The following is a 24862-nucleotide window of genomic DNA, read 5'->3' on the forward strand; positions in this document are numbered from 1 at the left end:
AGAAGATGGACAACATGCACAACTCGAATGGCCTGATGCGCTTCGCGAAGGTGGCGGCCGCGAGCACCCTGCTCGCGACGCTGCTCGCCGCGTGCGCGGTGGGGCCAGACTACAAGCGCCCGGACGTGTCGACGCCCGCGGCGTTCAAGGAAGCGCCGACGCTCGCGGCCGGCGAACAGGCCGGCACGTGGAAGACCGCCGAACCGGCGGACGGCGCGCATCGCGGCGAATGGTGGAAGGTGTTCGGCGATCCGGTGCTCGACTCGCTCGAGTCGCAGGCGCTCGCCGCGAACCAGAACCTGAAGGCCGCGGCCGCGCGCGTCGAGGAAGCGCGCGCGGCGACCCGCACCGCGCGCTCGCAGTGGTTCCCGCAGGTCGGCGCCGGGTTCGGGCCGACGCGGGAAGGGCTGTCGTCGGCGTCGCAGTTCCAGCCGCAGGGCACGGGCCCGACCAACGCGACACTGTGGCGCGCGCAGGGCACGGTGTCGTACGAGGCCGACCTGTTCGGCCGCGTGAGCCGCAACGTCGAGGCGTCGCGTGCCGACCAGGCGCAGAGCGAAGCGCTGTTCCGTTCGGTGCAGCTCGCGCTGCAGGCGGACGTCGCGCAGAACTATTTCGAACTGCGCCAGCTCGACGCGGATCAGGACCTGTACCGCCGCACGGTCGAACTGCGCGACCAGGCGCTGAAGCTCGTGCAGCGCCGCTTCAATGAAGGCGACATCAGCGAGCTCGACGTGTCGCGCGCGAAGAACGAACTGGCAACCGCGCAGGCCGATGCGGTCGGCGTCGCGCGCCGGCGCGCGGCGTCGGAGCATGCGCTCGCGATCCTGCTCGGCAAGGCGCCCGCGGACTTCGCGTTCAAGGAGACGCCGATCGTGCCGGTCGCTGTGAAGGTCCCCGCAGGCCTGCCGTCCGCGCTGCTCGAACGCCGCCCGGACGTGTCGGCTGCGGAGCGCGCGATGGCGGCCGCGAACGCGCGGATCGGACTCGCGAAGTCGGCGTATTTCCCGAAGCTCGATATCACGGGCGCGTTCGGCTATGAAGCGTCGACGCTCGGTAACCTGTTCCTGTGGTCGAGCCGCACGTTCCTGCTCGGGCCGTTCGCCGGCACCGCGCTGACGCTGCCGCTGTTCGACGGCGGGCGCCGTGCGGCCGGCGTGCAGCAGGCGCGCGCGCAGTACGACGAGCAGGTCGCGAACTACCGGCAGCAGGTGCTCGTCGCGTTCCGCGAGGTCGAGGACAATCTCGCCGATCTGCGTCTGCTCGACGACCAGATTCGCGCGCAGGATGCGGCCGTCAATGCGTCGCGTCGTGCGGCGACGCTGTCGCGTACGCAGTACCAGGAAGGCGAAGTGGCCTATCTCGACGTGATCGACAGCGAGCGGTCGGTGCTGCAGTCGCAATTGCAGGCGAATCAGCTGACCGGTGCGCAGGCCGTGTCGACCGTCAACCTGATCCGCGCGCTCGGCGGCGGATGGGGCGCGGCGCCGACGGCGGTCGGCGATGCGGCGACGGGCAAGCAGGACGTCGCCGGGCGTTGAGGTGTCGGTGCGCGTGGCGGTTCGCCATGCGTCACCGAAACCGGTGTTGGGTCGACGATCGACACAACCGATCCGTGGCGACGCGGATCGGTCGATCAACGGGGCAACGACGACACGGCGACTGCAACTAACGGTCAAGCCGCCGCGCGTTGACCCACGGTGCGGCGATGATTCGCCGCACCGGTCAGCTGAAACTGTCTTCAGCCCGCAGTGCCCGCACCAGTTCGCTGGCCGCCTTGCCGAGCCCCGTGTGCTTCGGCCGGCGCAGGTACACGGGCAGCCGCAGCCCGTTGCGGATGTTCGCGAACACGAGCGGCGCCAGTTCTCCGTCGGCGACATACCGGCCGATCACCGAATCGGGCAGGTTCGCCCAGCCGTGCCCGGCCTTCACGAGCGCGATCGCGGTGGCCATGTCCGTCACCTTCCACGTGCGGTTGCCGATCACGGGGCGCACGTCGGTGAGCGGCCGTTCCGGGTCCGCGATCACGATCTGCCGGAATCCCGACAGCCGCTCGATCGCCTCGGGATGCGCGGCTTCGGCGATCGTCGGATGACCGGGCGCGGCGACGGCGATCAGCGTTTCGGTCCATAGCGCATGGATCTGTTCCTGCGGATGAAGATCGAGCCCGCCGTACGCGACGCACAGATCGACCGCGCCGCGATGCATTGCGTCGACGATCGCGTCCTGCGGCGCGGTGACGATGCTGATCGCGAGCGCCGGATATGTCGCGGCGACGGCGGTCAGTGCGCGCGCAACGGGCGCGCCGTCGAGCTCCGCCGCGAGGCCGAGCCGCAGCGTGTCCTCGACGCCTTCCGACAGATGCTGCGCATGCGCGCGCAATGCCTGCAACCGTTCGGCGATCGACCGCGCATCGGGCAGCAGCGCGGCCATCGCGGCCGTCGGCGTCGGCTCGCGCGTGGCGCGGTCGAACAGCACGAGGTCCAGCTCGGCCTCGAGGTTCGCGATCGCCATGCTGACCGCGGACGGCGTGCGGCCGAGCGCGCGCGCGGCCGCCGAGAACGAGCCTTTGTCGATGACCGTCAGCAGCATGTCGATATGGTCGCTGGTCAGCACGCGCGCCTCCTGTCAGAAAAATTGAAAGGACCTGACTTTTGCGGGCGAAGTGCCCGCTGTAGTCTCGCCACCTCGTTCGACAGAAAGGTGGTGGGTCATGCAAGGATGGAAGAGACGCATAGTCTACGTCGTGATGTTCGAGGTGCTCGGCATCCTCGTCGCGTCGTCGGTGCTCGGCATGCTGAGCGGCGCGAGCGCGACGACGAGCGGCCTGCTCGGCGTGATGATCTCGACGACGGGTGTCATCGTCAATTTTCTGTACAACCTGGGATTCGAGGCGTGGGAGCGGCGGCGTGCGGAAACGACGCGCACCGTCGCGCGGCGCGTCGTGCATGCGATCGGCTTTCAGGTCGCGCTCGTGACGTTCCTGATCCCGCTGATCGCGTGGTGGCTCGATGTATCGCTGCTGCAGGCGTTCCTGTACGACGCGGTGCTGATCGTGTTTTTTCCGATCTTCACGTTCGCGTACAACTGGTCGTTCGACAGCCTGTTCGGATTGCCTGATGCGGTGACGCGCAAGCGCGAAACGATCATGTGACGCGGAGGCGGACGAAGCGACGCGATGCAGGCAGTCCGCATCGCATCGCTTCGCTTCGAATGAGAAAGGGGAGTCACGGGCGGCGCGTATGCCGCCCGCGAGCGTTACGCGGCGACGAACTCGTGCACGTAACGGTTGAACACCGCGGGGCTCGCCGCGTTCATCCCGTGCGACGCACCGGCGACGGTCTGCCGTTGTGCAGCGCCGATCCACTGCGACAGCGTGTCGACGTTGTTGCGGAACATCTTCGGGCTGCGCTGGCCGTCGATCAGCAGCGTGCGGCATGCGATGTCCGACGCCGTGTGCTGCGAATACGCGGGCAGCGGATCCTGAAGCTGCTTCGGCAGCGTGCTCGCGTTGTCGATCGCCATCGTGCGAAAGCGCGACGTGCTCTTCTTCCATGCGCCGGGCAGGCTGACCGAATCGACGAATATCTCGAGGCCGGCTTCGACTTCGCCTTGCCCGATCAGGTTCACTGCCTTGGTGCGCAGTGCGATCGCGGCGGCCGGCAGCGCGGCTTCGCGCACGCCCGGCCGCTGCAGCGGGCCGCCCGGATCGGCGAGCGTGAGTGTGTCGACGAGCTGCGGATGCTGGCGGGCGACGTTGAACGCGACGCTGCCGCCTCGCGAGTGGCCGACGAGATGCACGGGGCCGAGGTCGAGCGCGTCGATGAATTCGGCGAGTTCGTCGACGTGGTTCTGCCAGCTGAACTCGTCCTGGATGCCTGCTTCGACGGCCGGCCAGTAGTGGCTGAGGCTCGGCGCGATGCAGCGGTAGTGGGCCGACAGCGACGCAAGTTGCGGATCCCAGTAACGGTAGTCGCACAACGATCCGTGCACGAACACCATCGGCGCGCCGCTCCCCCGCTCGACATACGGCAGGCTGATGCCCGACGAAAGCGTCGCAAATTGCAGGTCGGGGTTCGCGAGCACCGACGGCTCGATTCGCATGTTCATGACTGAAAACTCAATGGGTGCGTCATCACGTCGCAACTATGCCTCACGGCAAGCTGCAAGGAAAACGCATAATTTTCATCGTCACGATCAATTTTATTGATGGCAAGGCTGAAAACCCTTGTCGCAGCTTGGGGATATGTCGGATCTTTCAATCGTATGACGATTGATTGCGCGGCTGAAAGCACGTGCCGACGCCTGCGCACGCGCGCATCGGAACGGGGAAAACCGGGGGGAAGGGCCGCCGAATGCGGCCCGCGCATTACCGCCCCGCCAGCGCGGGCGCGGTCTGAAGCTCGACGGGAAGATCGTTGTCGGCGGCGAACTGCATCGCGAAGTCGAACGCGTCGGCGCATATGTCGCGCAATTCGTCCGACACGATCAGGCATTTGACGCCGCCGTCGACGATCGGCATCGCGAGCCGCGACAGCGCGCATGGATAGCCGGGGCGCCGCTCGCCGACGAACAGCGTGATGACGCCCGCGAGCCGTTCGGGCCAGTCGCTCGGGCGGAAGGTCTTCTGCGCGCGCGTGACGCCGCGGATCAGGTGGCCGCGGGTTTGGCCGATGAGGCGGCCGTGTTCGGTGACTTCAATGCGATCCATGCTGTGGTGCGTATCCTCGTTCGCGTCACTCGCCGCCGTCGGCAGCCGCGTCGCCGCGCGCGGGAATCCGCAGGTTGCGCAGCTTGTGATAAAGCGTCTTCTTCGGCATGCCGAGCGCGACGCTTGCGTCCGCAACGTTGCCGTGGTGACGCTGCAGCGCGTCCTCGATCAGCATCCGCTCGAAATAGGCCATCTGCTCGGCAAGCGTGCCGCCTGCCGCCGGTTCGCCGCCGGACGACAGCAGGCTGTCGCCGGTCAGCCCGAGCACGAAGCGATCGGCCACGTTCTGCAGTTCTCGCACGTTGCCGGGCCACGCGTGCGTCATCAGTTCGGACACCTGCGCAGCGGTGACGACCGGCGCCGGCTGCCCGAAGCGCCGCGCGGCCGCGAGCACGAAATGCTCGAACAGCAGCGGCACGTCCTCGCGCCGCTCGCGCAGCGGCGGCAGCTCGATCTGCGCGACGTTGAGCCGATACAGCAAGTCCGCGCGGAAGCGCCCGTCGGCCGCGAGTTCGGCGAGATCGGCCTTCGACGCGGCGACGACACGGCAATCGACCGGAATCAGCTCGTTCGCGCCGAGCCGCTCGACCACGCGCTCCTGCAGCACGCGCAGCATCTTGATCTGCAGCGGAATCGGCATCGTCTCGATCTCGTCGAGGAACAGCGTGCCGCCGTGCGCCCATTCGATCTTGCCGATGCGCTTCTTGATCGCGCCGGTGAACGCGCCGGCCTCGTGGCCGAACAGCTCGCTCTCGAAGATCTGCTCGGGCAGCCCGCCGCAATTCAGCGCGACGAAATGCGCGTCGCGCCGGCCGCCGAAGTCGTGCAGGCTGCGCGCGATCAGCTCCTTGCCGGTGCCTGTCTCGCCGGTGATCAGCACCGACACCGACGTATCGGCGAGGCGCAGGATCTTCTTGCGCACGTCGGCCATCGCGGGCGACTTGCCGAGCACGAACGCCTCGATGCCCTGCCAGTTGTTGAGCGCCGCGCGCAGCCCCTGCACCTCGAGCGTGAGCCTGCGCTTCTCGACCGCGCGCGCGACGCGGCCGGCGATCACGTCCGACGAGAACGGCTTCTCGATGAAGTCGTATGCGCCGTCGTGCATCGCGCCGACGGCCGTCGAAATGTCGGCGTGGCCGCTGATCAGCACGACCGGAATCTGCGTATCGACGGCCATCACGCGGTCGAGCAACTGCAGCCCGTCGATGCCCGGCATCCGCACGTCCGACACGATCACGACGGGTGCGCCGGGCGCGACGTGCGCGAGTGCGTCGGCCGCCGACGCGAATGCGTCGACCGGGAACCCGGCGAGCGCGACGGCCTGCTCGACGCCGATCCGGACGTTTTCATCGTCCTCGACGACCAGCACGCGAATCTCATCTTCCATGCTCTGTCCTTTGTTGCGGCGTGACCGCCGCGAATTCTATGGTGAACTGCGCGCCGCCGGCGTCGCGGTTCGTCGCGGCGATCTTCGCGCCGAACGCCTCGACGATGCGCGACGTGATCGCGAGGCCGAGACCGAGGCCCTGGCCGCGCGGCTTGGTCGTGACGAACGGCTCGAACAGGTGCGGCAGCACCTCGGGCGCGATGCCGGCGCCGCTGTCGGCGACCGTGAAGCGCACGCGGCCGCCTTCGTCCGCTTCGTCCGCATCGTCGGCTTTGGCGGCTTCGATGACGATGCGCCGCACGGGCGCGTCATGCACCGCGTCGAGCGCGTTGCCGAGCAGGTTCACGATCACCTGCTGCAACTGGCTCGACTCCGCGGAGACCGTCGTGCCAGGCGCGATGTTCACCTCGAGCTGCACGCCTTCGTCGCGGATCCGCGCATCGTAGATGAGCCGCGCGTGCGCGACGGCTTCGTTCAGCGACACGGCGACACGCTCGACGTCGGGCTTGCGCGCGAAGGTCTTTAGCTCGCCGGTGAGCACGGCCATGCTGTCGACCAGCTTGCCGACCCGTTCGAGATTGGCGTACGCCTGTGCCGGCTGGCCGCGCTCGAAGAACGTGCGCGCGTTGTCGCACAGCGTGCGGATCGCGACGAGCGGCTGGTTCAGTTCGTGCGTGAGGCCGGCGGCCATCTGCCCGAGCACCGCGAGCTTGCCCGCGTGCACGACTTCCTGCTGCGAATCGCGCAGCCGCTGCTCGGTGCGTTCGCGTTCCGCGATCTCGCGCTGCATCCGCTTGTTCGCGGCCGTCAGCGCGGCCGTGCGCTGCGCGACGGTCAGTTCGAGCTGGTCGTTCGCGCGGCGCAGCGCGTCCTGCGCGTTCAACCGCGCGACGATCGCCCGGCGGCGCTGGATCGCGTAGCCGACCAGCAGCGCGGCGATCAGGAACGCGCCGGTGACGAACACGAACGCGGTCTGCTGCTGGCGCCGCGCGCCGGCGATGTCGAGCAGCACCATCAGCGAATCGCCGGCCTGCGGCGCGGGCCGCGACATCACGAGATAGCGTGTGCTGCGGCCGGTGTGACGCGTATCGGGGAACGTGCCGAACCATGCGGCGGCGCTGCGGTCGCCGATGTGGCGGTACGGCAGCATGTCGACCGTGCGGCCCGCGTATTGCCGCGACGCCTGGATGTCGCGCTGCTGCTGCGCGGTGATCGGACGCAGCGCGGTGAATTTCCACGCCGGCTCGGTCGAGATCACGACCACGCCGTTGCCGTCGACCACCATCGCGGCGACGCCCGGCGCGCGCCACGCGGACTCGAGCGGGTCGACGCTGATCTTCACGGCTGTCGCGCCGATCGGCACGCCGTCGTCGCGCACCGCGCTCGCGAAGTAGACGCCGGGCACGCCGGTGTTGGTGCCGATTCCGAAGAAGCGGCCGCTGCCGTGTGCCAGGGCATCCTTGAAGTACGGCCGGTACGACACGTTGGTGCCGACGAAGCTGATCGTCTCGTTCCAGTTGCTGGCGGCGATCACTTCGCCCTGCAGGTCGATCACGTCGACGGCACCGCTGCCCGCGTCGCGGTTCACGGCTTCGAGATACGTGTTCACGGTGTGCGTAAGCGCGGGCCGGTCTCGCGGCGCGGCCCGCAGCAGCGCGCGCACGCCGTCCTGACGGGCGACCAGGCCGGGCAGGATCTCGAAGCGGCCGAGTTCGCTCTTCAGGCTCGACGCATACAGGTCGAGCCGATGTGCGCCGGTTTCCTCGAGCGCGTCGATCGCGCGCTCCCACGCAAAATCGACGGCCGCGCCCGCCACGCCGACATACAGCGCGGCGGCCGACGCCCAGCCCCACCACGGGATTCCCTTGAAGCTCTTCTGCACGTTCGCCCTCATCGAAGCCCGCAACCGGTCGTCCGCCACCGGCCGTCCGCAACCGGCCGTCCGCGACCGGCCGCTCGGAGCGACGCCCCGAACGACGCGCGCCGCGCACCGGCAAGGCCGGCGGCGGCGCGTGCGAAGCAGCCTGCGCGACGGTGCGCGCAGCGGCGCGTCATCCGAAGTGCGCGACCAGGATCAGCGTCACCGTGACGACGATCGCGCCGCCGATGCGCGTCGCGATCTGCGCGAACGGCATCAGCTGCATCCTGTTCGCGGCGGTCAGGATCGCGACGTCGCCGGTGCCGCCTTGCCCGCTGTGGCAGGCGTTCACGATTGCGGTGTCGATAGGGTACATCTTCAGCAGGCGGCCGACCACGAAACCCGTGCCCATCAGCGTCGCGACGGTCGACACGATCGTGACGACGTTGACGATCGTGAAGGCGGCGGTCAGCTTGTCCCACGGCGTCATCGCGACGCCGATCGCGAACAGCAGCGGATACGTGACGGCGGTCGAGAAGAACTTGTAGACGACGAATGCGCCTTCCTGCAGCGGCGGCGACACCGCGCGCGCGAGCTTCACCAGCACCGCGAGGAACAGCATCGCGACCGGCGCGGGCAGGCCGAACAGCTTGTGCGCCATCAGGCCGACGAGGTACAGCGTGATCGCCGTGATGCCGGCGCCCGCGATGTGCGTGACGTCGACGTGGCCGCGGATTTCCTCGTTCTCCGGCGTCATGTCGCCGGTTTCGCCGACCTGCAGGCGACCGTTGCCGGTCAGGTGCGGCAGGCGCTTGCCGAGCATGTCGAGCGCGCCCGACAGGATGATCGCGGTCAGGCTGCCGAGCATCACCGGCGGCAGCACCATCGCGAACATCTCGCCCTGCGGCAGGTGCATCAGTTCCGAATAGCCGATCGACAGCGGAATCGCGCCTTCGCCGACGCCGCCGGCCATGATCGGCACGACGATGTACAGGAGCGTGTGGCGCGCGCCGAGGCCGAGCGCGGTGCCGACCGCCGTGCCGACGATCGCGGCCGCGACCGAACCGGCGGCGAGCGGAACGAAGATCTTCAGGAAGCCCTGGATCAGCACGCGCCGGTCCATGCTCAGGATGCTGCCGACGATGATCGACGCGATGAACAGGTACAGGAAGTTCGTCGACTTCGTGAACTCGACGGTGAGGTTCAGCACCGGCTTCGGCAGCACGTGGTAGTAGGTGAGCGCCGACGGCACGAAGGTCGCGAAGATCGCGGCCGCGCCGATGTTGCGCAAGAGGGGCAGGCGCTTGCCGAGTTCCGCGCAGGTGAAGCCGAAGAACGCGAGCACGGCGATCGCCATCGAGATCTCGCCGGGCACCTTGCCCGTCACCGCGAAGCCGACGATCAGCCCGAACAGGATCACGTAGACCGGCAGCGGGATGATGCCGATGCGGATTTCCATCAGCTTCCACCAGCCTTCCGGCCAGAAGCGCTCGCGCGTGGCGGGATCGGCTGCGGCAATCGGCTCGGATTGGGACGGGGTATGGATAGAGGTCTGCAAGACGTGTCTCCTGATGTTTGGAATGCCTGCATCGCTTCGCGGCATCGTGTGCCGTCTATTACGCAACCCCCGTGCCAGGATTCCGGTCTGCCGGAATATTTTTAATCCGTTGATTCATAAGGGATTTGTTTCGTCTGCTGAAAGGGTTTGCGAGTCGTGGTGGCCGAGATTTCGGAATCGGCGCGGCGGCCAGGCCGAGATTTCGGCCTGGCGGCGGCCCGGGCAGCCGGCCGTGTCCGACGCCCGCCATATCGCCGCACGCGATTTTCTTCGCACAATCGCTTCGTAGACCGCCCTCCCGCCGCTCTCTATCATCGACTGATCTTTTTCCGATGCGACGACGACTGTCCGGAGAACGCCCGCGCGTTCGCCGCGGCGTCGCTCATCCGTCGATACCGTCTTTGGACAGGAGAGTGGTTTCCATGCTGGATCCCGTTTTTTCCGCCCGCTTTTCCGCCGGCCGTGTGGCCAGCCTGGCCCGCCTGCTGGCGGCCGCGCTGCTCGGCGTCGTGATGCTGAACGGCGCGCGCGCCGATACCGCGCCGCTGAAGGTCGGCATCTCGACGAGCCCGCAGATCGAGGCGCTGAAGATCGCCGCGAAGGAGGCGAAGGAGCAGGGCCTCGACGTGCGGATCGTCGAATTCACCGACTGGAATACGCCGAACGCGGCGCTCGCGAACAAGGACATCGACGTCAACTACTTCCAGCACATCCCGTTTCTCGAGAACGCGAAGAAGCAAGGCGGCTACAACTTCATCTCGATCGCGCCCGGCACGATCATGAAGATCGGCCTCTATTCGAAGAAGGTGAAGCGCTTCGACGAGCTGAAGGACGGCGCGCGCGTCGCGATCGCGAACGATCCGGTGAACGGCGGGCGCGGGCTGTTGCTGCTGCAGCGCGCGGGCCTCATCACGCTGAAGCCGGGCGCCGACTACCGCGCGACCACGCGCGACATCGTGTCCAACCCGAAGCACCTGAAGATCATCCCGCTGGAGGCGTCGCAGCTCGCGCGCTCGCTCGACGACGTCGACCTCGCGCAGGGCTACCCGAGCTTCATCAAGCTCGCCGGCACGACCGACCCGAACAGCGCGCTGCTGTTCGACGGCACCGAGAACAAGAACTTCGCGATCCAGTGGGTCGTGCGGCCGGAGAGCGTGAACGACGCGCGCATCCGCAAGTTCATCGCGATCTACCAGCACTCGCCGGCGGTGCGCCGGGCGCTCGACAACGCGTTCGGCTCGCTGTACGCGATCGCGTGGTGACGGAGGCGACATGACGACGGCGAACCGCAAGAAGATCCTGCTCAACGCGTTCAACATGAACTGCGTCGGGCACATCAATCACGGGCTGTGGACGCATCCGCGCGACCGCTCCGCGCACTACACCGATCTCGATTACTGGGCCGATCTCGCGAGGACGCTCGAACGTGGCAAGTTCGACGGGATCTTTCTCGCGGACATCGTCGGCGTGTACGACGTGTTCGGCGGCGGCCCGGACGCCGCGCTGCGCGAATCGGTGCAGGTGCCCGTCAACGATCCGCTGCTGCTCGTGCCCGCGATGGCGCAGGTCACGCAACATCTCGGCTTCGGCGTGACCGCGAACCTGACCTATGAGCCGCCTTACTTGTTCGCGCGCCGCATGTCGACGCTCGACCACCTGACGAAGGGGCGCGTCGGCTGGAACATCGTGACCGGCTATCTCGACAGCGCCGCGCGCGGGATGGGCCTCGCGCAGCAGATCGGCCACGACGACCGCTACGAGCGCGCGGACGATTACATGGATGTCGTCTACAAACTGTGGGAACAGAGCTGGGACGACGACGCGGTGATCCGCGACGCGCACGCGCGCGTGTTCGCGCAGCCGGGAAAGGTGCGGCGCGTGAAGCACGACGGGCCGTTCTATTCGGTCGATGCGATTCACCTGAGCGAGCCGTCGCTGCAGCGCACGCCGGTGCTGTACCAGGCCGGCTCGTCTGCGCGCGGCGTCGAGTTCGCGGGGCGACATGCGGAATGCGTGTTCGTGAACGGGCAGAGCAAGGCCGCCGCGCGCGCGGCCGCGCTCGACATCCGCGCGGCTGCCGCCCGGCAGGGGCGCGACCCGGCGTCGATCAAGATCTTCGCCGGCGTGAGCGTCGTCACTGCCGAGACCGAACTTCTCGCGCGCGAGAAATTCGACGAATACCGGCGCTACGCGAGCCCGGAAGCCGGCCTCGCGCATTTCGCGAGCTCGACCGGCATCGACTTCGCGAAGTACGGCCTCGACGAGCCGATCTCGTACGTGAAGACCGACTCGATCCAGTCGGCCGTCGACGCGATCTCGCGCAAGAGCACGACCGGCACGTGGACCGTGCGCCGGATGCTCGAACAGATGTCGCTGGGCGGTCGATATGCGCCGATCGTCGGTTCGCCATCGCAGGTCGCGGACGAGCTGCAGTCGTGGATCGACGAGACGGGCATCGACGGTTTCAATTTGACGCGCACCGTGATGCCCGAGTCTTTCGAGGATTTCGTCGACTGGGTCGTGCCGGAGCTGCAGAACCGCGGCATCTACAAGGAAGACTACGATCCCGCCCCGACGCTGCGCGAGAAGCTGTTCGGCGCCGGCGCACGGCTGCCGGCCTGGCACACGGGCGCGCGGCACCGACCCGCCGCCGCGCCGGCAACGGAACCCGCGCATGCCTGAACGTGACGGAGCGAAGCGATGACGCAATTGTTCGATACGCTGGGTTTCATCGAGGCGTCGGCCGTGCGGGCCGGCGCAGGTGCGCACGCACATGGGGCGCTCGACGAAGCGGCAGCGCGTGCTGACGGAGTCGCCGTATCGCTCGCACACGTCGGCAAGGTGTTCGCGACGCCGCGCGGCCAGGCCGCCGCGCTGCGCGACGTGACGCTCGACGTGCGGCGCGGCGAGGTGTTCGGGATCATCGGCCGCAGTGGTGCAGGCAAGTCGACGCTGCTGCGGCTCATGAACGGCCTCGAACGGCCGAGTTCGGGCCGCGTGTGCGTGCAGGGCGTCGATGTTGGCGCGCTCGACGAGGACGGGCTCGTCGCGCTGCGGCGTCGCACCGGCATGGTGTTCCAGCATTTCAACCTGCTGTCCGCGAAGACGGTGTTCGAGAACGTCGCGCTGCCGCTGAAGATCGCCGGCGTGCCGAAGGCCGAGCGGGTGCGCAAGGTCGAGGCGCTGCTCGAACTCGTCGGGCTGTCCGCGAAGCGCGACGCCTATCCGGCCAGCGTGTCGGGCGGGCAGAAGCAGCGCGTGGGCATTGCCCGTTCGCTCGTGCACGATCCCGAGGTGCTGCTGTGCGACGAGGCGACGTCGGCGCTCGATCCGGAGACGACGCAGTCGATCCTCGCGCTGCTTGCCGACATCAACCGCCGCCTCGGGCTGACGATCGTGTTGATCACGCACGAGATGGAAGTGATCCGCGCGGTGTGCGACACGGTCGCGGTGATCGAACAGGGTGAAGTCGTTGAAACGGGCCCCGTGTGGCGCGTGTTCGGCGATCCACGCCACGGCGCGACGCGTGCGCTGCTCAGCACGCTGGTGCACGACCTGCCGGCCGAACTGGCCGCGCGCGTGCGGCCGTTGCCCGAGCAGGCCGCGCTGCCCGACGGCGCGCAGGTGGTACTCGACGTCCGCTATACGGGCGAGAGCGGCGGCGAGCCGGACGTCGGCGCGCTCGCGGCGGCGCTCGGCGGCTCGGTGCGCCTCCTGCACGGCGGGATCGACCGGATCCAGGGGCATGCGCAGGGGCGGCTCGTGATCGCGGCATCGCCGCGCGCCGATGACGCCGGCCAGTCGCCGGCCCGCGGCGGCGCGGTCGCCGCGTTGCTCGAACGCGCGCGCCGCCACGCGAATCAAGCGGAGGTGCTCGGCTATGTTTGAACTCTGGTGGCCCGAATTGCTCGACGCGATCCGCGACACGTTGTCGATGGTCGCCGCGTCGGCCGCGATCGCCGCCCTGATCGGCATCCCGCTCGCGGTGATCCTGGTGACGACCGCGCCCGGCGGCATCTACGCGCGGCGCGGCGTGAACGCGGTGCTCGGCGCGCTCGTCAACGTGTTCCGCTCGACGCCGTTCATCATCCTCCTCGTCGCGCTGCTGCCGTTCACGCGCGTGCTGATCGGCACGACCATCGGCGTGTGGGCGGCCGTCGTGCCGCTGTCGATCGCCGCGATTCCGTTCTTCGCGCGGATTGCCGAGGTGAGCCTGCGCGAAGTCGATCGCGGGCTGATCGAGGCCGCGCTCGCGATGGGCGCGAAACGCCGCCACATCGTGTGGCACGTGCTGCTGCCGGAGGCGCTGCCCGGCATGCTCGGCGGTTTCACGATCACCGTCGTCGCGCTGATCGGCTCGACCGCGATGGCGGGCGCCGTCGGCGCGGGCGGGCTCGGCGATCTCGCGATCCGCTATGGCTATCAGCGCTTCGACACCACCGTCATGGTGACAGTGATCGTGATCCTGATCGCACTCGTTTCGGCCGTGCAAATCACGGGCGACCGCCTGGTCCGACGCGTGACCCGGCGTACCTGAGCGGCGCCACGAGCGCCGGCTCTTTTCATTGAAGACCCTGAGAGAACGATACCCATGACCTTACCCACCGGCGCGCCGCGCGAATGGAACGGACAATTCGAGGAAGCGCTGTTTCTGGACGTCGCGCGACGCCATCGTCCCGGCTTCCCGGACAAGCTGGCGACACCGCCGCGTGAGCCGCGCGATGAAGACGAACTGGGCGCCGTCGCCGACTACTACACGAAGATGGCGTCGCACGACCTGTTCATCGTTCAGGTCGTCGCGAAGGCGATCGACACGCTGTTCCGCGACGACCCGCACTTCCAGCTAATCCTGTCGCGTCAGCTCGGCGACGACGGCGCGCACGCCGTGATTGGTCGCGAACGCGTGACCCAACTGACCGGCCGCGATCCGCTGCCGGAAGTCGAGCGGCTCGTCGCCGCGCACTGGGCGCGCATTGGCGATATCGCGGTGCGCGACGTTGCGGGCTTTCTCGCGTTCGAATGGCATTACGAACTGCACATCCTCGCGAAGCTGTGGATCCAGCGCAAGACCGGCCGCATCGCCGACGGCGCGATGCGCGAGCATGGCGAGAGCCGGATTCGCCCGGACGAGGAGTGGCATCGCGTGCAGATCGTCCAGTGGTGGTTCGACACGTTGAAGACGCTGCCGGCCGCCGAGCGCGACGCGCTGATCGATCGCGTGATCGCGGCCGACGAGGAAACGCAGGCACGGCTCGACGGTTATCTGCACGACGAATACGCGCATACTGCGCACGTGTTCGGTGCCGATATCGCCGAATACCGCGCGATCTACGACGACTGGCGCCACGAGATCCTGTCGCGGCTGACCGGCCGTGAGCTTGGCGCGCTCGTACCGCTGTCGGGCGAAACCGTTGAACAGGATGCTGTCGCATGAACGATCCCCGCGGCCCGGCGACGCTTGTGCCGGATACCGAGACACCGCCCGTCGACCGCGCTGCGCTGGCACGCGCGATCGACGCGCTGCGCGTGACCGCCGCCGAGCGCGATCGCGCAGGCGGTCATGCCGCGCAAGAAAAGCAGTGGCTCGCCGATGCGGGCCTGCTGACGCTCGCGGTCCCGCGCGCGTTCGGCGGCCAGGAAGCGGCGTGGCCCGCGATCTACGACGCGATTCGGCAGGTCGCGCGGGTCGACAGCGCGCTCGCCCATCTCGTCGGGTTCCAGTGCCTGCAGGTGGTGAGCGTCGACGTGTGGGGCAACGCCGCGCAGCGCGAGCGCTACCTGCGCGGCACGGTCGACGGGCGCTGGTGGTGGGGCAACGCGGTCAATCCGCTCGACACGCGGCTCGTGGCCACGGCGACGCCCGACGGCGGCTACCGGCTCGACGGCGTGAAGGGATTCTGTTCCGGCACGCGCGGCTCGCAGCGGATGACGGTATCGGCGCACGATCCGGCCATCGGCCGCACCGTGTTCGGCGTGGTGCCGACCGATCGTGCGGGGATCACCGTCAACGACGACTGGGATCCGGTCGGCCAGCGCCAGACCGACAGCGGCAGCGTGCGCTTCGACGGCGTGACGCTCGCGGCGGACGAGGTGCTGCACCGGTCGGAAGCGCCGCCGACGCCGCGCGCGACGCTGCGCACGCTCGTGTCGCAGCTCGTGCTGACGAACCTGTTCGTCGGGCTCGCGGAAGGCGCGTTGGCCGAGGCGCGCGACTACGTGCGGCAGCATGGCCGCCCGTGGATTCACTCGGACGTCGAGCGGGCCGAAGACGATCCGTACACGCTGCAGCGTTTCGGCGACATGCGCGTGCGAGCGGTTGCCGCCGCGTCGCTGGCCGATCGCGCGGCAATTGCGTTGCAGCACGCGTGGGCGCGGCAGGATGCGCTGACGGCGGACGATCGCGCCGAGGTCGCGCTCGCGGTATCGGACGCGAAGATCGTCGCGCAGCGCGCGGCGCTCGACAACGGCGAGGCGCTGTTCGATGCGTGCGGCGCGCGCGCGACGGCCGCGTCGCTCGGCCTCGACCGCTTCTGGCGCAACGCGCGCACGCATACGCTGCACGATCCGCTCGACTACCGGCTGCGCGACGTCGGCCGGTTCGCGTTGACGGGGGAATTGCCGCAGGCGTCGCTCTATACGTAAGTGAGCGCGTGCCGGGTCACTGGTCGCCGGGAGGCGGGCCGTCCGGCGCAACGGAGGCGGGCGCGGGGCCGCCGGCCAACGGTATGACGCTGTCCGTCCCGGCGCGCTTGTACGATGCGAGTTCGTCCGAATAGCGCGCTGTCCGCACGCCGTTCATGTCGTAGTACTCCTCGACCGACTTGACCCAGCGGCCGACGGCCGGCACGTACCAAAACGCCTTGTAGGTTCTGCCGGTCTGTTCCGCCGTCCCGTTGGTGTGACTCTGCACCACGATTGTCGAGCCGCCCGCATTGCGCGAGATCCCGGACGTGACCGACTGCCCGGGCGCGGCTTGCGCCTGCCACGTGCCTTCCGCCTCGATCTTGATCGCGTCGAACTTGCCGCCCGCCACGGTGACGGTATCGGGGCCGATCACCTTGTAATGCGTGTCGTACGCTTCCGACGCATGCCGAGGGTTCGGGTGCGATTCGCTGTACCTGACCGTCCAGGTCTTGCCGGCCGTCAGCGGAAACGCCAGCGGGCGGTTCACCACGGTTTCGGTGCCGTTGACGCTGCGCGAGCGGCTCCAGTCCGAGTCGACGACCAGCTCGCGCGGCGCTTGCGTCGTGCCGCTTTGCCGCGTTTCGACGTAGATGCGGTCGGATGTGGCGCGCTGCACGGAAATCTGGTCGCGCGTCTGACGCCAGCCGTTCGGGCCGATCTCGACGGTATCGATATAGGTCCAGGTGTCGCCCGGCTTCAGCGTCGGCGCCACGATCGATTGGGCGAGCGCGATGCCGGGCAGCACGGCGCAGAGTGACAACGCAGCAAGGTTTTTCTTTTTCATGGTCGGGTGTGGGCAGCCATCGGTCTCGCCGACGAGCTTATCAAGCACACCTTTCATTCGGCATGACATGTGCGGTGCCGCTGCCGCTTCCGGTTCGCGTCGAACCGGAGCGCTGGCGGGATTGCGAATCGCGCCACGTAACCGCGCCTGCTGGACGTTCGAAATGATATGTTATATCGTTGCGATACAATATATCATTTCATCCTCAACGCCCTATTCCGGAATCGCCCGATGAGCCCCGCCCTTCATCCGTCCACGCGGCTTCCCGTGACCGTCCTGTCCGGTTTTCTCGGCGCCGGCAAGACGACGCTGCTCAACCACATCCTCAACAATCGCGAGGGCCGGCGCGTCGCGGTCATCGTCAACGACATGTCGGAGGTCAACATCGATGCGGCGCTCGTGCGCGACGGCGTCGCGGGACTGTCGCGCACCGACGAGAAGCTGGTCGAGATGAGCAACGGCTGCATCTGCTGCACGCTGCGCGAGGATCTGCTGATCGAGGTCGATCGGCTCGCGCGCGAAGGGCGCTTCGATCAGCTCGTGATCGAATCGACCGGCATCTCGGAGCCGCTGCCGGTGGCCGAGACGTTCACGTTCGAAGGCGAGGACGGCCGCAGCCTCGGCGAGGTCGCGCGGCTCGACACGATGGTGACGGTGGTCGACGCGTTCAATTTCCTGCGCGACTACGCGTCGCGCGACAGCCTGCAATCTCGCGGCGAATCGATGGGCGACGAGGACGCGCGCACGGTCGTCGATCTGCTGATCGACCAGATCGAGTTCTGCGACGTGCTCGTGATCAACAAGATCGACCTGATCGACGTCAGCGCGCGCGAACAACTGGTCGCGCTGCTGCGCGGACTGAACCCGCGCGCGCGGATCGAGATCGCCGAATTCGGCAAGGTGCCGCTGGAACGTGTGCTCGATACGGGCCTGTTCGATTTCGACGCGGCGTCGCGCGCGCCGGGCTGGCTGCAGGAATTGCGCGGCACGCACACGCCGGAGACCGACGAATACGGGATCCGCAGCTTCGTCTATCGCGCACGGCGGCCGTTTCATCCGCAGCGCTTCTTCGATCTCGTCGAAAGCGAATGGCCGGGCGTCGTCCGCTCGAAGGGATTCTTCTGGCTGGCCACGCATCCGACCATCGCCGGTTCGTGGTCGCAGGCCGGCGCGGTCGCGCGGCACGGGCCGGCCGGCTACTGGTGGGCGGCCGTGCCGCCCGAACGCTGGCCGCAAGACGCGGAAGCCGTCGCGCAGATCCGCGCGCGCTGGGACGAGCACGTCGGCGATGCCCGGCAGGAACTCGTGCTGATCGGCATGGACATGGACGAGCCGGCACTGCGCGGGCGCTTCGACGCATGTCTGCTGACCGACGCCGAGATGGCCACCGGCCCCGAGCACTGGACGACGTGGGACAACCCGTTTCGCGATTGGTCCTGACCTGAACGCGCGCTTCCTGCATCGATCCGGATGGAGAAGGCGCTCCACCGGATTTCAAGCATGAATGCAGCGCTTCCCGATATTTCCCTGACCGATGCCGCGCCGCGCCATCGCCCGCTCGAATGGGTCGGCATGCAGGGCATCGACCTGCCCGTCGTCGTGGCAGAGCCCGGCTGCCGGCGCGACGTGCATGCGCGTGTCGACGTCCAGGTCGATCTGCCTGCGCCGCACGTGAAAGGCATCCACATGTCGCGGCTGTACGGGCTGCTCGACTGGCTTGCCGATGGCGAAGCGCTGTCGCCGGCCGGCCTGCGGCACGTGCTGCGCGCGATGGTCGACAGCCACCGCGACTGCGATACGCGCAGCGCGCGCGTGCGGCTGAACTTCGACCTGCTGGCCCGCCGCGCGGCGCTCGTAACCGACGGGCTGGCCGGCTGGAAGGCCTAACCGGTGCGCATCGACGCGACGCTGTCCGGCGACGCATTCGAGTTGCGCGCGCAGGCGACGGTCGTCTATTCGTCGACGTGCCCGTGCTCGGCCGCGCTGTCGCGGCACTGGATCGAACAGGCGTTCCTGACCGCGTTCGGCCGCGAGGAGCGCGTGGAGCCGGCGGCGGTCGCCGCATGGCTGAAACGGCATGCGTCGGCCGCCACGCCGCACAGCCAGCGCAGCGAAGCCGTCGTCAGCGTGGCGCTGCCCGCCGACGGCGCGACGCTGGGGCTGATCGACCTGATCGATCGCGTCGAGCATGCGCTGGGCACGCCGGTGCAGACGGCCGTCAAGCGTGCGGACGAGCAGGCGTTCGCGGTGCTGAACGGCGGGAACCTGATGTTCGTCGAGGATGCCGCGCGCCGCGTGCACGTCGCGCTGGAAGATCGTCATGCGCGCCCGCGCGTGCGCGTGCGCCATCTCGAAAGCCTGCATCCGCACGATGCGGTGGCGTGGGCCGCGCCGCTGGATGAAGGCGCCGACGCATGCTGATCCGCAAGCTGTTCCGGTTCGAGAACGCGCACGTCGTGCGCGGCTGCAGCACGCGGCGCTGCTCGCATTCGATCCACGGTCATTCGTACCGTATCGAGCTGCTGCTCGAAGCGCATGCGCTGGACCACGGGCAGATGATCTACGACTTCGGGCTGCTCAAGGGCGACGTGCGCGACCTGATCGACGCGTTCGACCATGCGGTGACGCTGTGGTCGGACGACGATCCATGCTATGTCGAAAGCATGCGCCACCATTCGGAGCGCTGGGTTCTGCTGCCTGTTTCGCCGAGCGCCGAGCAGTTCTCTCGCGTGTTCTTTCGCCTCGTCGACGCGGCGCTGTGCTGTACGCGCATGTCGAACGGCGAAGCGGACGTACGGCTACATTCGGTGATCGTTCACGAAACCGAGACCGGCTACGCGCAGTGCTTCCGCGACGACGCATTCAACCCGCGGATGGGCCACATCGACCTCGACGCGATCGTGTTCGCGCCCGCCATCGTCGCACAGTGGCGCGATCCGGGCCTGTTCGAGCGGCTCAAGCGAAGCCATGTCCTTTCCATACAGGAATCCTCATGATCCGAAAGAACCCGCGCGGCGACCTGCCGACGATTCATCCGAACGCGTTCGTCGACCCGACCGCCATCCTGTGCGGGCGCGTGATCGTCGAGGAGAACGTGTTCATCGGCCCGTACGCGGTGATCCGCGCCGACGAAACCGATGCCGACGGCCAGATCGCGCCGATCGTGATCGGTGCGTATTCGAACATTCAGGACGGCGTCGTGATCCATTCGAAATCGGGCGCGAGCGTGACGATCGGCCGGCACACGTCGATCGCGCATCGCGCGATCGTCCATGGGCCGTGCAAGGTCGGCGAAGGCGTGTTCGTCGGGTTCAACAGCGTGCTGTTCAACTGCACGATCGACGACGGCTGCGTGGTGCGCTACAACGCGGTCGTCGACGGCTGCCACCTGCCGCCGGGTTTTTACGTGCGCTCGACCGAACGCATCGGGCCGGAAACCGACCTCGCCGCATTGCCGCAGGTCACGGCCGACGCGAGCGATTTCTCCGAGGACGTCGCGCGCACGAACAACGCACTGGTGCTCGGCTACAAGCACATCCAGAACGAGTTCTGAATCATGGGCGAGCGGATGCAGCGGGAAGGGGGCGACCGATCGCAACGACGGCACGCCGATCTGCTGGTGCACGGCGGCACGGTGATGACGCCGAACGGCGCCGAGCGAATCGACGTCGCGTGTGCGGATGGCCGCGTCGTCGCGCTGGGCGCGTTGCGCGGTACGTGGCGCGCCGACGTGTTGCTCGATGCGCGCGGATTGCACGTGCTGCCGGGCGTGGTCGACAGCCAGGTGCATTTCCGCGAACCGGGGCTCACGCACAAGGAGACCATCGAGGCCGGCACGCGCGGCGCGGTGCTCGGCGGCGTCACGACGATCTTCGAGATGCCCAATACGCATCCGCTGACGCTGAGCGAGCAGGATCTGGACGCCAAGCTCGATCTTGCGCGCAGCCGTGCGTGGTGCGACTACGCGTTCTACATCGGCGGCTCGGCCGTGAATGCCGAACGGCTGCCGGTGCTCGAACGGTTGCCCGGCTGCGCGGGCGTGAAGGTTTTCATGGGCAGCTCGTTCGGCGATCTGCTGGCCGACGACGAAACCGTGTTGCGCCGGATCCTGCGCAACGGCCGGCGACGCATGGCCGTGCATGCGGAGGACGAGGCGCGGCTGCGCGAACGCAAGGCGATCGCCGACGCGAGCGGCGACGTGCGCGACCATCCGCACTGGCGCGACGCGCAAAGCGCATTGATGGCGACGCGGCGCATCGTGGGATTGGCCGCGGAAGCGGGGCGCCGGCTGCATGTGCTGCACGTGTCCACGGCGGACGAAATGGCGTTTCTCGCACGGCACCGGCGGCGCGTGACGGTCGAAGTCACGCCGCATCACCTGAGCCTGCATGCGCCCGATTGCTACGAGCGGCTCGGCACGTTCGCGCAGATGAATCCGCCCGTGCGCGAACGGCATCATCGGGATGCGCTGTGGCAGGCCGTCCGCGACGGCGTGGTCGACGTGATCGGCAGCGATCACGCGCCCCATACGCGCGACGAAAAGCGTCGTCCGTATCCGCAGTCGCCGAGCGGGATGACCGGCGTGCAGACGCTGCTGCCGCTGATGCTCGACCACGTGCATGCCGGCCGGCTGAGCCTCGAACGGCTGGTGGACCTGACGAGCGCCGGGCCGGCGCGCATCTTCGGCATCGAAGGGAAGGGGCGCATTGCGGCCGGCTACGATGCCGATTTCAGCATCGTCGACCTGCGCGCGCGGCGGATCATTCGCGACGAATGGATTGCCAGCGTGAGCGGCTGGACGCCGTACGACGGATGCGCGGTCACGGGCTGGCCCGTGCATACGGTCGTGCGCGGGCAGGTCGTCGTGCGTGATGGGGCGTTAAGCGGGCAGCCGGCGGGGCGGCCCGTCGCGTTTCTGGATGCGGCGGCTTGATCCGACCGGCGTGCGGCCCGGAGGAGCGTCAGCTCAGTAAGCCGCATCCCGCACGAGCGTGTGGGCCTTGCCCGACTGTGCCTGGACGATCGACATGCCGTCGGCGATCGGCCCGTCGGTCTTGCCGACCGCCTGATCCGAAGGGCGTGCTTTTCCATCCGACGCGCGAGCGCCGCTGATCGCGGCCGCGGCGCCGGCACGCCCTCCGGCTCTATTCCGCGGGAAACGCGTCCGCCAGCGCCCGCATCGCATCCACTGTTGCCGGGTTCGCCGGGAAAAACGCCTCGATCGCAAGTTCCGACAGCGTCACGTCGACCGGCGTGCCGAACACCGTCGTGGTGCTGAAGAACGTCAGCTCGCCGCTCGCCGTGCGTAGCCGCAGCGGCACGGCGATATCCGCGAAATCGGTGCGTGCATGCGAATCGTCGGGCTGGCCGGCCGGAGCAGGATACGCGGCGAGCTCGTCGCGCAGCGCATGCAGCGTGCGGTCGCCGCTCGCGTCGATTTGCCGTTGCAGCCGGTGCAGGATATGCGCGCGCCATTCGTGCCAGTTGACGATCTGCGGCGCGAGGCCGTCAGGATGCAGACTCAGGCGCAGCACGTTGACGGGCGGCCACAGGAGCGCCGGATCGGCCTGCGCGACCAGCGCGCCGAGCATCCGGTTCGCGGCGAGCAGCGTCCAGTGGCGATCCACCGCGAGTGCCGGGTAGGGTTCGTGGCCGCGCAGCACGGCTTCAACCGCGTGGCGCGCCGCATCGAGCTGCGGATCGGAGAAGGGCCGCTCGCGAAACAGCGGCGCATAGCCGGCCGCGACGAGCAGCGCATTGCGCTCGCGCAGCGGCACGTCGAGGCGCTCCGCGAGATGCAGCACCATCTCCCGGCTCGGCTGTGCCCGCCCCGATTCGACGAAGCTCAGGTGCCGCGCGGACACCTCGGCCTCCAGCGCGAGGGCCATCTGGCTAAGGCGCCGGCGCTGACGCCAGGTGCGCAGCAGCGAGCCGATGCCGGACGCGCGGCCGGCTGACGGGGGGAGCGATTGAAGGGCGGCGGTCGAGTTCATGACGAGGATGATAGGCAATCCTGCGCGTAGCGGACATTACCTGCGACGTAAGCATTCCGGATCGATGTGTAGCGGGTGTGCATCGCCGACTCCGCCCGCTGCTGCCCGAGGACCCGGACGCCGGCTGGATCTCGGTCGTGTCCTTCGAGCCGAGCGGCTACATCCGCGACGACGACGTGAAGGACTGGAAACCCGACGAATGGCTGAAGAGCCTGCAGGCCGGCACCGAGGAAAACAACCTGGCGCGCAAGGAGCGCGGGCTGCCCGAGACCGAGGTGGTCGGCTGGGCGCAGGCGCCCGCGTACGACGCCGCCACGCACCGGCTCGTGTGGTACGCGATCATCCGCGACACGGGCGCGGGCGCGAACGCGGAGAGCGACGGCGTGAACTACCGGCTGCTCATGCGCGGCCGCCGTCGTCTTCCCGCCATTCCCGCCGAAGATCACGCGTCGCGATGACGCAGCTCGACGCGCCTGATGTCCTTCACGATCACCAGATAGCTGAGCACCGTGACGAGCGCGTTCAGCCCGACGAACACGAGCGCGCCGTTGAACGAGCCGCTCGCGCCGACCAGGTAGCCGATCGCGATCGGCGCGACGATGCCGGCCGTGTTGCCGAACATGTTGAACAGGCTGCCCGACAGACCGATCGCCTCCTTCGGCGCGGTGTCCGCGACGACGGCCCAGCCGAGCGAACCGATTCCCTTGCCGAAGAACGACACGGCCATCAGCACGATCACCAGTGCTTCGCTGTCGACGTAATTGCAGCCGATGATGACCATCGACAGCAGCATTCCGCCGACGATCGGGATCTTGCGCGCGAGCGTCAGCGACACGCCGCGACGGATCAGCATGTCCGACAGCATCCCGCCGAGCACGCCGCCGAGGAACCCGCAGATCGCCGGCAGCGACGTCATGAAGCCGGCCTTCAGCAGCGACATTCCGCGCGCCTGCACGAGGTAGATGGGAAACCACGTGAGGAAGAAATACGTGAGCACGTTCACGCAGTACTGGCCGAGATAGACGCCGAGCAGCATCCGGTTCGACAGCAGCTGGCGCACGTAGTACCAGCCCGCGACGCGGCGGCCTTCGGATGCCGATCCCGCGCCGGCGCCGCGCGCCCCGGTCGATTGGCCCGTGGTGCGCACGAGGCCGCCGCCTTGCTCGATGTGCTCGAGTTCCGCGCGGTTCACCGCCGGATGGTCGACCGGATCCTTCATCACGCGCAGCCAAAGGAACGCGAGCGCGATGCCGGCGAGGCCGAGCCACAGGTACACGTGGTGCCAGCCGTACGCGTGCGTGAGCCACGCCATCAGCGGCGAGAACACCACCGCCGCGAAATACTGCGCGGCATTGAAGATCGCCGACGCCGTGCCGCGCTCGGCGGTCGGGAACCAACTCGCCACGACCTTCGCGTTCGCGGGAAACGCGGGCGCCTCGGCGATGCCGACCGCGAAGCGCATCACGAACAGCGCGGCGACCGCGAACGCGGCGCTGCCGCCGAGGCCGATCGTGCTTTGCAGCAGCGTGAACGCCGACCACAGAAAGATGCTCGCTGCATACACGCGGCGCGCGCCGAAGCGGTCGAGCAGCCAGCCGCTCGGCAATTGCGCGAGCACGTACGCCCAGCTGAACGCCGAGAAGATGTAGCCCATCGTCACCGGATCGATGCCGAAAGCCTTGCGGATCGGCGTGCCGGTGATCGACAGCGTCGCGCGGTCCGCATAGTTGAGCGTCGTGACGACGAACAGCATCGCCAGGATCCAGTAGCGCACGGCGGTGCGGCGCGCGGTGTGCGCAAGGTCGATCGGAAGATCGCGAGGGGCGGTTTGATTGGACACTTCAATGTACGTCGTCGTATAACATGGGTGGAAGTTTATGAGGGTTG

The 24862-nt window shown here is 68.2% G+C and carries 21 protein-coding genes and 2 pseudogenes; 14 read left to right on the forward strand and 9 right to left on the reverse strand.

All coding sequences use genetic code 11. The annotated features are described in order from the left end of the window. Window positions 1-5 precede the first annotated feature (5 nt). Entirely contained in the window at window positions 6-1541 is a 1536-nt protein-coding gene (gene opcM / locus WS75_RS10185) for a multidrug efflux transporter outer membrane subunit OpcM (RefSeq protein WP_059680360.1), read from the forward strand. A gap of 184 nt (window positions 1542-1725) precedes the next feature. Here the strand turns inward: opcM and WS75_RS10190 are convergent, their stop codons facing one another. Next, entirely contained in the window at window positions 1726-2616 is an 891-nt protein-coding gene (locus WS75_RS10190) for a LysR family transcriptional regulator (protein ID WP_059680361.1), read from the reverse strand. Window positions 2617-2713: 97 nt separating this feature from the next. On the opposite strand from WS75_RS10190, the gene WS75_RS10195 reads away from it, so the two are divergent. Further along, window positions 2714-3154, forward strand: coding sequence for a PACE efflux transporter (locus tag WS75_RS10195; protein ID WP_059680362.1), 441 nt, complete (start codon window positions 2714-2716; stop codon window positions 3152-3154). Window positions 3155-3258: 104 nt separating this feature from the next. Here the strand turns inward: WS75_RS10195 and WS75_RS10200 are convergent, their stop codons facing one another. The 5 genes from WS75_RS10200 to WS75_RS10220 form a co-directional block, all read right to left on the reverse strand. Then, the gene (locus WS75_RS10200) at window positions 3259-4110 is read right to left on the reverse strand and encodes an alpha/beta fold hydrolase (RefSeq protein WP_059680363.1); all 852 of its coding nucleotides are present in this window, start codon (window positions 4108-4110) and stop codon (window positions 3259-3261) included. 259 nt (window positions 4111-4369) lie between these two features. After that, window positions 4370-4711 (reverse strand): DUF3579 domain-containing protein, encoded by a 342-nt coding sequence (locus tag WS75_RS10205; protein WP_059680364.1) that lies wholly within the window; start codon window positions 4709-4711, stop codon window positions 4370-4372. 25 nt (window positions 4712-4736) lie between these two features. Beyond that, window positions 4737-6098 carry a sigma-54-dependent transcriptional regulator gene (locus WS75_RS10210; RefSeq protein WP_059680365.1) on the reverse strand — a complete coding sequence of 454 codons (1362 nt, stop codon included), beginning with the start codon at window positions 6096-6098 and terminating at the stop codon, window positions 4737-4739. After that, window positions 6088-7992, reverse strand: coding sequence for a sensor histidine kinase (locus WS75_RS10215; RefSeq protein WP_059680366.1), 1905 nt, complete (start codon window positions 7990-7992; stop codon window positions 6088-6090). Before WS75_RS10215 ends, WS75_RS10210 begins: the two co-directional genes overlap by 11 nt. A gap of 157 nt (window positions 7993-8149) precedes the next feature. Beyond that, window positions 8150-9514, reverse strand: a complete 1365-nt coding sequence (locus tag WS75_RS10220) for a 2-hydroxycarboxylate transporter family protein (protein ID WP_059680367.1) — start codon at window positions 9512-9514, stop codon at window positions 8150-8152. A 422-nt stretch (window positions 9515-9936) separates the two neighbouring features. Here WS75_RS10220 and WS75_RS10225 point away from each other — a divergent pair, with 422 nt between their 5' ends. The 6 genes from WS75_RS10225 to WS75_RS10250 are packed head-to-tail and all read left to right on the forward strand — an operon-like array spanning window position 9937 to window position 16156. After that, window positions 9937-10776: a MetQ/NlpA family ABC transporter substrate-binding protein gene (locus WS75_RS10225; RefSeq protein WP_059680368.1), complete on the forward strand. Its 840-nt coding sequence runs from the start codon at window positions 9937-9939 to the stop codon at window positions 10774-10776. Between the two features lie 10 nt (window positions 10777-10786). Further along, a complete protein-coding gene (locus WS75_RS10230; protein ID WP_059680369.1) occupies window positions 10787-12196 on the forward strand; it encodes an LLM class flavin-dependent oxidoreductase in 1410 nt (469 codons plus the stop codon). Between the two features lie 18 nt (window positions 12197-12214). Then, window positions 12215-13402, forward strand: a complete 1188-nt coding sequence (locus tag WS75_RS10235; RefSeq protein ID WP_059680370.1) for a methionine ABC transporter ATP-binding protein — start codon at window positions 12215-12217, stop codon at window positions 13400-13402. Next, complete coding sequence (locus tag WS75_RS10240; protein ID WP_047902352.1) at window positions 13395-14051, forward strand: methionine ABC transporter permease; 657 nt, start codon at window positions 13395-13397, stop codon at window positions 14049-14051. The genes WS75_RS10235 and WS75_RS10240 overlap by 8 nt, the downstream gene beginning before the upstream one ends. Before the next feature lie 54 nt (window positions 14052-14105). Continuing rightward, window positions 14106-14948 (forward strand): hypothetical protein, encoded by an 843-nt coding sequence (locus tag WS75_RS10245; RefSeq protein WP_059680371.1) that lies wholly within the window; start codon window positions 14106-14108, stop codon window positions 14946-14948. Beyond that, on the forward strand, window positions 14945-16156 hold the full coding sequence (locus tag WS75_RS10250; RefSeq protein ID WP_059680372.1) for an acyl-CoA dehydrogenase family protein: 1212 nt from the start codon (window positions 14945-14947) through the stop codon (window positions 16154-16156). Before WS75_RS10245 ends, WS75_RS10250 begins: the two co-directional genes overlap by 4 nt. A gap of 16 nt (window positions 16157-16172) precedes the next feature. Here the strand turns inward: WS75_RS10250 and WS75_RS34075 are convergent, their stop codons facing one another. After that, window positions 16173-16982 (reverse strand): hypothetical protein, encoded by an 810-nt coding sequence (locus WS75_RS34075; RefSeq protein WP_059680373.1) that lies wholly within the window; start codon window positions 16980-16982, stop codon window positions 16173-16175. Window positions 16983-17213: 231 nt separating this feature from the next. Between WS75_RS34075 and zigA the strand changes: the two genes are divergently transcribed. From zigA to WS75_RS10280, 5 genes and pseudogenes are all read left to right on the forward strand, one after another. Continuing rightward, window positions 17214-18422, forward strand: coding sequence for a zinc metallochaperone GTPase ZigA (zigA, locus tag WS75_RS10260; RefSeq protein ID WP_179948893.1), 1209 nt, complete (start codon window positions 17214-17216; stop codon window positions 18420-18422). Between the two features lie 60 nt (window positions 18423-18482). Beyond that, a pseudogene (gene folE2, locus WS75_RS10265) lies at window positions 18483-19403 on the forward strand (GTP cyclohydrolase FolE2). After that, window positions 19397-19978, forward strand: a complete 582-nt coding sequence (locus WS75_RS10270; RefSeq protein ID WP_059680375.1) for a 6-pyruvoyl trahydropterin synthase family protein — start codon at window positions 19397-19399, stop codon at window positions 19976-19978. Before folE2 ends, WS75_RS10270 begins: the two are co-directional and overlap by 7 nt. Next, window positions 19975-20535 carry a gamma carbonic anhydrase family protein gene (locus WS75_RS10275; protein WP_059680376.1) on the forward strand — a complete coding sequence of 187 codons (561 nt, stop codon included), beginning with the start codon at window positions 19975-19977 and terminating at the stop codon, window positions 20533-20535. The genes WS75_RS10270 and WS75_RS10275 overlap by 4 nt, the downstream gene beginning before the upstream one ends. 3 nt (window positions 20536-20538) lie before the next feature. Next, window positions 20539-21915, forward strand: coding sequence for a dihydroorotase (locus WS75_RS10280; protein ID WP_059680377.1), 1377 nt, complete (start codon window positions 20539-20541; stop codon window positions 21913-21915). Window positions 21916-22126: 211 nt separating this feature from the next. Here the strand turns inward: WS75_RS10280 and WS75_RS10285 are convergent, their stop codons facing one another. Next, window positions 22127-22975 carry a helix-turn-helix domain-containing protein gene (locus tag WS75_RS10285; RefSeq protein WP_059680378.1) on the reverse strand — a complete coding sequence of 283 codons (849 nt, stop codon included), beginning with the start codon at window positions 22973-22975 and terminating at the stop codon, window positions 22127-22129. A gap of 98 nt (window positions 22976-23073) precedes the next feature. On the opposite strand from WS75_RS10285, the pseudogene WS75_RS10290 reads away from it, so the two are divergent. Continuing rightward, window positions 23074-23388 (forward strand): annotated as a pseudogene (locus WS75_RS10290) (DUF2167 domain-containing protein); the annotation flags it as partial. Between the two features lie 29 nt (window positions 23389-23417). On the opposite strand, the gene WS75_RS10295 reads toward WS75_RS10290, so the two are convergent. Next, window positions 23418-24815, reverse strand: coding sequence for an MFS transporter (locus tag WS75_RS10295; protein WP_059680380.1), 1398 nt, complete (start codon window positions 24813-24815; stop codon window positions 23418-23420). Window positions 24816-24862: the final 47 nt, after the last annotated feature.

It is taken from the genome of Burkholderia sp. FL-7-2-10-S1-D7, from assembly GCF_001524185.1.
GTDB classification, from domain to species: domain Bacteria; phylum Pseudomonadota; class Gammaproteobacteria; order Burkholderiales; family Burkholderiaceae; genus Burkholderia; species Burkholderia diffusa.

Excerpts from the sequence above, each read along its gene's own strand:
- opcM (WP_059680360.1), top strand. The coding sequence starts at position 6 with ATGGACAACATGCACAACTCGAATGGCCTGATGCGCTTCGCGAAGGTG.
- WS75_RS10195 (WP_059680362.1), top strand. The coding sequence starts at position 2,714 with ATGCAAGGATGGAAGAGACGCATAGTCTACGTCGTGATGTTCGAGGTG.
- WS75_RS10200 (WP_059680363.1), bottom strand. The coding sequence starts at position 4,110 with ATGAACATGCGAATCGAGCCGTCGGTGCTCGCGAACCCCGACCTGCAA.
- WS75_RS10205 (WP_059680364.1), bottom strand. The coding sequence starts at position 4,711 with ATGGATCGCATTGAAGTCACCGAACACGGCCGCCTCATCGGCCAAACC.
- WS75_RS10210 (WP_059680365.1), bottom strand. The coding sequence starts at position 6,098 with ATGGAAGATGAGATTCGCGTGCTGGTCGTCGAGGACGATGAAAACGTC.
- WS75_RS10215 (WP_059680366.1), bottom strand. The coding sequence starts at position 7,992 with ATGAGGGCGAACGTGCAGAAGAGCTTCAAGGGAATCCCGTGGTGGGGC.
- WS75_RS10225 (WP_059680368.1), top strand. The coding sequence starts at position 9,937 with ATGCTGGATCCCGTTTTTTCCGCCCGCTTTTCCGCCGGCCGTGTGGCC.
- WS75_RS10230 (WP_059680369.1), top strand. The coding sequence starts at position 10,787 with ATGACGACGGCGAACCGCAAGAAGATCCTGCTCAACGCGTTCAACATG.
- WS75_RS10235 (WP_059680370.1), top strand. The coding sequence starts at position 12,215 with ATGACGCAATTGTTCGATACGCTGGGTTTCATCGAGGCGTCGGCCGTG.
- WS75_RS10240 (WP_047902352.1), top strand. The coding sequence starts at position 13,395 with ATGTTTGAACTCTGGTGGCCCGAATTGCTCGACGCGATCCGCGACACG.
- WS75_RS10245 (WP_059680371.1), top strand. The coding sequence starts at position 14,106 with ATGACCTTACCCACCGGCGCGCCGCGCGAATGGAACGGACAATTCGAG.
- WS75_RS10250 (WP_059680372.1), top strand. The coding sequence starts at position 14,945 with ATGAACGATCCCCGCGGCCCGGCGACGCTTGTGCCGGATACCGAGACA.
- WS75_RS34075 (WP_059680373.1), bottom strand. The coding sequence starts at position 16,982 with ATGAAAAAGAAAAACCTTGCTGCGTTGTCACTCTGCGCCGTGCTGCCC.
- zigA (WP_179948893.1), top strand. The coding sequence starts at position 17,214 with ATGAGCCCCGCCCTTCATCCGTCCACGCGGCTTCCCGTGACCGTCCTG.
- WS75_RS10270 (WP_059680375.1), top strand. The coding sequence starts at position 19,397 with ATGCTGATCCGCAAGCTGTTCCGGTTCGAGAACGCGCACGTCGTGCGC.
- WS75_RS10275 (WP_059680376.1), top strand. The coding sequence starts at position 19,975 with ATGATCCGAAAGAACCCGCGCGGCGACCTGCCGACGATTCATCCGAAC.
- WS75_RS10280 (WP_059680377.1), top strand. The coding sequence starts at position 20,539 with ATGGGCGAGCGGATGCAGCGGGAAGGGGGCGACCGATCGCAACGACGG.
- WS75_RS10285 (WP_059680378.1), bottom strand. The coding sequence starts at position 22,975 with ATGAACTCGACCGCCGCCCTTCAATCGCTCCCCCCGTCAGCCGGCCGC.